5 protein-coding genes are annotated in these 6,392 nt (G+C 60.8%); 4 read left to right on the forward strand and 1 reads right to left on the reverse strand.

Features of this window, described 5'->3' with window-relative positions; translation table 11 throughout:
* Positions 1-158: 158 nt before the first annotated feature.
* Positions 159-863, reverse strand: coding sequence for a ribosome biogenesis GTP-binding protein YihA/YsxC (gene yihA, locus ACK5NW_RS01715; RefSeq protein ID WP_416924524.1), 705 nt, complete (start codon positions 861-863; stop codon positions 159-161).
* Positions 864-966: 103 nt separating this feature from the next.
* Between yihA and ACK5NW_RS01720 the strand changes: the two genes are divergently transcribed.
* The 4 genes from ACK5NW_RS01720 (at position 967) to msrP (ending at position 6,282) form a co-directional block, all read left to right on the forward strand.
* Complete coding sequence (locus ACK5NW_RS01720) at positions 967-1,590, forward strand: c-type cytochrome (RefSeq protein WP_416924525.1); 624 nt, start codon at positions 967-969, stop codon at positions 1,588-1,590.
* A gap of 209 nt (positions 1,591-1,799) precedes the next feature.
* Complete coding sequence (locus ACK5NW_RS01725; protein ID WP_416924526.1) at positions 1,800-3,923, forward strand: cytochrome c biogenesis protein ResB; 2,124 nt, start codon at positions 1,800-1,802, stop codon at positions 3,921-3,923.
* Between the two features lie 22 nt (positions 3,924-3,945).
* Positions 3,946-5,298, forward strand: a complete 1,353-nt coding sequence (ccsB, locus tag ACK5NW_RS01730) for a c-type cytochrome biogenesis protein CcsB (RefSeq protein WP_416924527.1) — start codon at positions 3,946-3,948, stop codon at positions 5,296-5,298.
* Positions 5,299-5,301: 3 nt separating this feature from the next.
* Positions 5,302-6,282: a protein-methionine-sulfoxide reductase catalytic subunit MsrP gene (gene msrP / locus ACK5NW_RS01735; RefSeq protein WP_416924528.1), complete on the forward strand. Its 981-nt coding sequence runs from the start codon at positions 5,302-5,304 to the stop codon at positions 6,280-6,282.
* Positions 6,283-6,392 lie beyond the last annotated feature (110 nt).

Below are 6,392 nucleotides of genomic sequence, written 5' to 3' on the forward strand. Positions count from 1 at the left end.
ATCAGGGTCAAGCGAACCAAAAACAGCGCAAAACGATGAGAAATTCAACGCTCGTTTCGCCATGTGAACATTCACGCGTCACCTCGCCCTGCAGCGGGGGTTGTGCAGACCTTCCCTAATAAATAGCGTTTTAAGTTTAACGAATAAGCGTTGGAGGCTTATTCTTTTTGTAAATCTGTAGGCGGTGAAACATGTTCCGAGGTTTGTTCGGCCAACTGCCGCAGCCACAGCGCGGCAGGCTCGACACCTTGACGTTTGAGGGCAGAGAACAACTGGACTTGACCGCCACCAGCATGCAGACGGGCGATGGACAGGGCCTTGGACTGCTCGGTGCGGTTGAGTTTGTCGGCCTTGGTCAGCAGCACCAGAAAACGCAGGCCGCCTTCCACGCGCGGGCGAATCACTTCCAGCAACACCTCGTCCAGCTCCTTCAGGCCGTGGCGCGCGTCGCACAGCATCACCACCGCTGAAAGGCTGGCGCGGCTGACCAGGTAGTTGGCCATCATGCGCTGCCAGCGCTGTTTGTCGGCCTGCGGCACGGCGGCGTAGCCATAGCCGGGCAAATCGGCCAGCACGGCGTCGGTGCTGCCCTGGCGGCCCAGTGCGAACAGGTTGATGTGCTGCGTGCGCCCTGGTTTTTTGGACGCGTAGGCCAGCTGCGTTTGCTGCGTGAGCGTGTTGATGGCGGTGGATTTGCCTGCGTTGGAGCGGCCCACGAAGGCGATTTCGGGCACGTTCAGCGCAGGCAACTGGTGCAACTGGGCGGCGGTGGTCAAAAAGCGCGCCGTGTGCAGCCAGGCCAGGGCGGCGCGGCTGGCGGCGTTGGCTTCAGGCACAGCGTGATAAGGGTGGGGTGTAGGCATGGATGCAATGAGATAGATCAAACGCGCCCGCACGAAAAGGCACTGGCGGGCATTGTAGAATCGGCTGGTTTAGCGCCCCACGCCTACTGTAAAGAAGACAGATATGTCCAAGAAGCCGTTTGCCGCCTTATTGACCACCTCGCTGCTGACTTTCAGCGCCTTTGCTGCGGACGCGCCCGCCGCCCCCAAGGCCGATCTGGCCAAAGGCAGCGCCAGCTACGCCACCGTGTGCGTGGCCTGCCACGCGGCTGATGGCAATTCCACTGTGCCGCTGCAACCCAGCTTGGCGCAGCAGCATCCTGAATACCTGATGAAGCAATTGCTGGAATTCAAAGACGGCAAGCGCAAAGACCCGATCATGGCCGGTTTTGCGGCGGGCTTGAGCGAAGACGACGCGCGCAATATCTCATGGTGGCTGGCCTCGCAAAAAGCCAAACCCGGCTTTGCCAAAGAGCCTGATCTGGCCTTGATGGGCGAGCGCATTTACCGTGGTGGCATTCCAGATCGTCAAATCCCGGCCTGCGCGGGTTGCCACAGCCCCAACGGTGCGGGCATTCCGTCGCAGTACCCGCGTCTGTCGGGCCAGCATGCGGAATACACCGTCAAGCAACTGGTGGACTTCCGTGACGGCAACCGTATCAATAACGAAACCATGACCGGCGTGGCGGCCAAGATGAACGACCGCGAAATCAAGGCCGTGTCGGATTACATCGCTGGCTTGCGCTGAAAGCGGCAAGCGCAGGCGCATCTGGCGCTTTGACTGCAACCAAAGACCGCGTCCGGTTGATCCGAGGCGCGGTCTTGCTGTTTGGGCTGTATGAAAGCGAAAGCAAACTTGAATCAATTTATCGCCTGCGGCACGGAAACCATCTGGCGTGTGCAGGCATCCAATCTTGATGCCTGGGGCTGCCTGGAGTCTGGGCTAATCTGACCCGCATGACCCACACCGCTACCGCCACCACTGACGACACCAGCCGCGCTGCGCCTGCACGGCGTCGTGGACGCACGGCCATCGAGTTGCTGTCGTCCATGCGCTTTGCCATTGCGCTGCTGACGGTGATTTGCATTGCGTCAGTGATTGGCACGGTGATCAAGCAGCACGAACCGGCCAGCAACTACGTCAACCAGTTCGGGCCGTTTTGGGCGGAGCTGTTTTTGGCGCTCAAGCTCAACGCGGTTTACAGCGCCTGGTGGTTTTTGCTGATTCTGGCGTTTTTGGTCATCAGCACTTCGCTGTGCGTGCTGCGCAATGCGCCCAAATTTTTGGCCGACGTGCGTAGCTATAAAGAAAACATTCGCGAAGGCAGCTTGAAGGCCTTTCACCACAAGGCCGAAGGTGATTTGGGCGGCACACCCGCCGCCGAGGCCGAGCGCATCGGCCGCACCCTGGCCGCCAGCGGCTGGAAAGTGCGCCTGCAAGAAAGGGACACGCCCAACGGTAAAGGCTGGATGGTGGCGGCCAAGGCCGGGGCGGCCAACAAAATCGGCTATATCGCCGCGCACAGCGCCATCGTGCTGATTTGTCTGGGCGGCTTGTTGGATGGCGATTTGTTCGTGCGCGCCATGACCTGGCTGGGCGGCAAGTCGGTGTATGCGGGCAGCGGTCTGGTGTCTGAAGTGACGGCAGAACACCGCCTGCCTGCGACCAATCCGGCGTTTCGCGGCAATCTGGTGGTGGGCGAAGGCACCTCGTCCAGCACGGCGATCTTGAGTCAGTCGGACGGTGTGTTGCTGCAAGAGCTGCCGTTTGCGGTGGAGCTGAAGAAATTCATCGTCGAGTACTACTCCACCGGCATGCCCAAGCTGTTTGCCAGCGAGATCGTGATCCACGACAAGACCACGGGCGAGACGCAAGAGGCGCGCGTGGAGGTCAACCACCCGGCCAGCTACAAAGGCGTGCAAATTTACCAGAGCAGCTTTGACGATGGTGGCTCCAGCGTCAAGCTGCTGGCCCTGCCCATGAACGGCACGGGCGACAGTTTTGAAGTGAATGGGCAAATTGGCGGATCAGCGCAGTTGACCGACGGCGACGAGAAAATGACGCTGGAGTTCACCGGGCTGCGCGTCATCAACGTCGAAAACATGACGGACGATAGCCAGGGCGTGGATGTCCGCAAGGTGGATTTGACCCAGGCGCTGAACGAACGCCTGGGCGCGGCCGACAAGACTACCCGGCAAGTCGATTTGCGCAACGTCGGCCCCAGCGTGACCTACAAACTGCGTGATCCGGCGGGCCAGGCGCGCGAATTCCACAACTACCAGTTGCCCATGGACGCGGGCGATGGTGCGCCGGTGTTCTTGCTGGGCGTGCGCAACTCGCCTGCCGAGGCGTTTCGCTACCTGCGTCTGCCTGCCGATGATGAGGGGTCGATCCAGGGCTTTATCCGGCTGCGCACGGCGCTGGCCGATCCGGTGCAGCGCAGCCGGGCGGTGCGGCGCTATGTGGCCAAGGCGGTCGATCCTGCGCGGCCTGAGATGGCTGAGCAACTCACCCAGTCCGCCGAGCGTGCGCTGGGCCTGTTTGCCGGGGCAGAAGAAATCAACGGTGCCAAGACGGGCGGCTTGCAGGCCGTGTCGGACTTCATGGAAACGGCGGTGCCCAAGGAAGAGCGCGAGCGCGCCGCCGATGTGCTGCTGCGCATTCTGAACGGCAGCCTGTACGAGCTGAATGCTTTGGTGCGGGAAGAAAACAGCCAAAAACCCTTGTCCACCGACGATGAATCCACACGCCGCTACATGACGCTGGCGGTGCTGGCGCTGTCGGATGTGGGGCTGTACCCGGCCCCGGTGGTGCTGCAACTGCAAGACTTCACGCAGGTGCAAGCCAGCGTGTTCCAGGTGGCACGCGCCCCCGGCAAGAACGTGGTTTATTTGGGTTGCCTGTTGCTGATTGTGGGCATTTTCGCCATGCTGTATATCCGTGAGCGGCGCTTTTGGGTGTGGCTGGCACCTGAGGAAACCGGCTCACACGCCACGATGGCCCTGTCGTCCAACCGCAAAACGCTGGATGCTGACCGGGAATTTGAACAATTGCAGCACAAGCTGCTTCAATCGCCTTAGCGCGAAAGAGGTGTTCCCAACCATGAACACGACCACCCTGGCACCCACTGGTGCGAACGCCACCGCCACTGTCACCTTGAACGAAGGTTTTATGGCCCGCCGCACCTGGGGCGACTGGCTGTTTGCGCTGCTGGTGGTGGCCGGTGCGCTGTTTGCGTTTCAGAAATACAGCGCGGCCATGGACGGTTATGAAAAGGCCATTCTGGCGTTCACGGTGCCGGTGGTGATCTGGCTGGGCTGGTTTTGGCGACCGCTGCGCCATTTAATGCTGGTGGTGGCGACGCTGTCGCTGCTGGCCATCGTGTCGTACGACGGCGATTTGCGGCGCGGTGATACGGCGTTTTGGCTCAAATACTTTTTGTCCAGCCAGTCGGCCATCCTGTGGATGAGCATGCTGTTTTTCATGAGCACGGTGTTTTACTGGATGGGCATGTTTGCCAAAGGCCAGGCGACCGCGTTCGAGGGCCTGGGCAGCCGTCTGGCCTGGGTGGCCGTGGCGCTGGCTCTGGTGGGCACCATGGTGCGCTGGTACGAAGGCCACCAGATGGGGCCGGACATTGGCCATATCCCGGTCAGCAACCTGTATGAAGTGTTCGTGCTGTTTTGCTGGCTGACGGCGCTGTTCTATCTGTACTACGAAGAGCGCTATCAAACGCGCGCGCTGGGCGCTTTTGTGATGCTGGTGGTGAGCGCTGCGGTGGGTTTTTTGCTGTGGTACACGCTGGTGCGCGAGGCGCATCAAATCCAGCCGCTGGTGCCGGCGCTGAAAAGCTGGTGGATGAAGTTGCACGTGCCGGCCAACTTCATCGGTTATGGCACGTTTGCGCTGGCAGCGATGGTGGCGTTTGCCTACCTCATCAAGCAGCAGGCGGATGAGGTTCGTTGGTACAAATTAACGCCTATCTGGCTGCTGGGCATTGCGCTGTGTTTTGTGCCGATTGCCTTTCGCCAGCGCGGCGTGGGCGAAGCGGGCGGCAGCTACTGGCTGGGCTACGCCATCATCGCCACGTTGATCGTGGGCGGTATTTTGCTGGGCCGCAAGCGCATTGCCGAGCGTTTGCCCAGCTTTGAAGTGTTGGACGACGTGATGTACAAGTCCATCGCGGTCGGTTTTGCCTTTTTCACCATTGCCACCGTGCTGGGTGCACTGTGGGCTGCCGACGCCTGGGGCGGCTACTGGAGTTGGGATCCCAAGGAAACCTGGGCGCTGATCGTCTGGCTGAACTACGCCGCCTGGCTGCATATGCGGCTGATGAAGGGCTTGCGCGGCACGGTGGCTTCGTGGTGGGCGCTGGCCGGGCTGGCGGTGACCACGTTTGCTTTTATCGGCGTGAACATGTTCTTGTCGGGCCTGCACAGTTACGGTGAGCTGTAAAGCATGGCAATGCTGCGCTTTGATTCACCTGCGGCCAGCGAGATCACGCACCCAGTGGTGTACGCCGCGCGGCGCCAGTGGCTCAAACAGGTGGCCGGTGGTGCGGCGGGCAGCGTGCTGGCCGCTTGGGCTGGGCGTGAGGCGCTGGCGACTGAAAAGCCGGGCAAACGCCCCGCGCTGGTGGGCACATCTTCAAGCGTGCCGGGGGCCATCACGATGGACAAAGCCACCCGTTATGAAGACGCTACCAGCTACAACAATTTCTACGAGTTCGGCACCCGCAAGTCCGATCCGGCCCGGTATGCCGACACCCTGGTCACCGATCCGTGGGCGATAGAGATCGAAGGCCTGGTCAAGCGCCCTTTCAAGCTGGGGTTGGATGATTTGCTGAAGTTGTCCCCGATGCAAGAGCGCATTTACCGCCTGCGCTGCGTCGAAGGCTGGTCGATGGTGATTCCGTGGGTGGGCTATTCACTGTCGGCATTGATTGGCCGGGCCGAGCCGCTGGGCAGCGCCAAATTTGTTGAGCTGGTGAGCCTGGCCGATGCCCAGCAGATGCCGGGCGTTCGTTCGTCCGTGCTGGATTGGCCGTACACCGAAGTGCTGCGGCTGGACGAAGCCATGCACCCGCTGGCTTTGCTGGCCTTTGGCATGTATGGGGAGGTGTTGCCCAAGCAAAATGGCGCGCCGGTGCGGTTGGTGGTGCCGTGGAAATATGGCTTTAAATCGGCCAAGTCGATCGTCAAACTGCGTTTTGTCGAGCCGCAGCCGCGAAGCACATGGGGCCGTGCGGCACCGACCGAATACGGGTTTTATGCCAACGTCAACCCGAACGTAGATCACCCGCGCTGGAGCCAGGCGACCGAGCGCCGTATTGGCGAAGATGGCCTGTTTACCCGGCGGCGCAAGACCTTGATGTTCAACGGCTACGAGCCGCAGGTGGGTCAGTTGTATGCGGGCATGGATTTGCAACGCCATTTTTGATGCGCTTGTTGATGCGTTTGTGCTGAAAGTTGGTGGACGAAATTCATGATGGCGCTGCGTCAAGCCTTGCTTCACCCAGTGGCCAAGCCGGTGCTACTGGTGTGGTGCCT

Origin of the sequence: Ottowia sp. (assembly GCF_047975795.1) — a bacterium.
In the GTDB taxonomy this organism is placed as follows: domain Bacteria; phylum Pseudomonadota; class Gammaproteobacteria; order Burkholderiales; family Burkholderiaceae_C; genus Ottowia.

Coding starts and splice junctions, on each gene's coding strand:
- yihA (WP_416924524.1), bottom strand. CDS start 863: ATGCCTACACCCCACCCTTATCACGCTGTGCCTGAAGCCAACGCCGCC.
- ACK5NW_RS01720 (WP_416924525.1), top strand. CDS start 967: ATGTCCAAGAAGCCGTTTGCCGCCTTATTGACCACCTCGCTGCTGACT.
- ACK5NW_RS01725 (WP_416924526.1), top strand. CDS start 1,800: ATGACCCACACCGCTACCGCCACCACTGACGACACCAGCCGCGCTGCG.
- ccsB (WP_416924527.1), top strand. CDS start 3,946: ATGAACACGACCACCCTGGCACCCACTGGTGCGAACGCCACCGCCACT.
- msrP (WP_416924528.1), top strand. CDS start 5,302: ATGGCAATGCTGCGCTTTGATTCACCTGCGGCCAGCGAGATCACGCAC.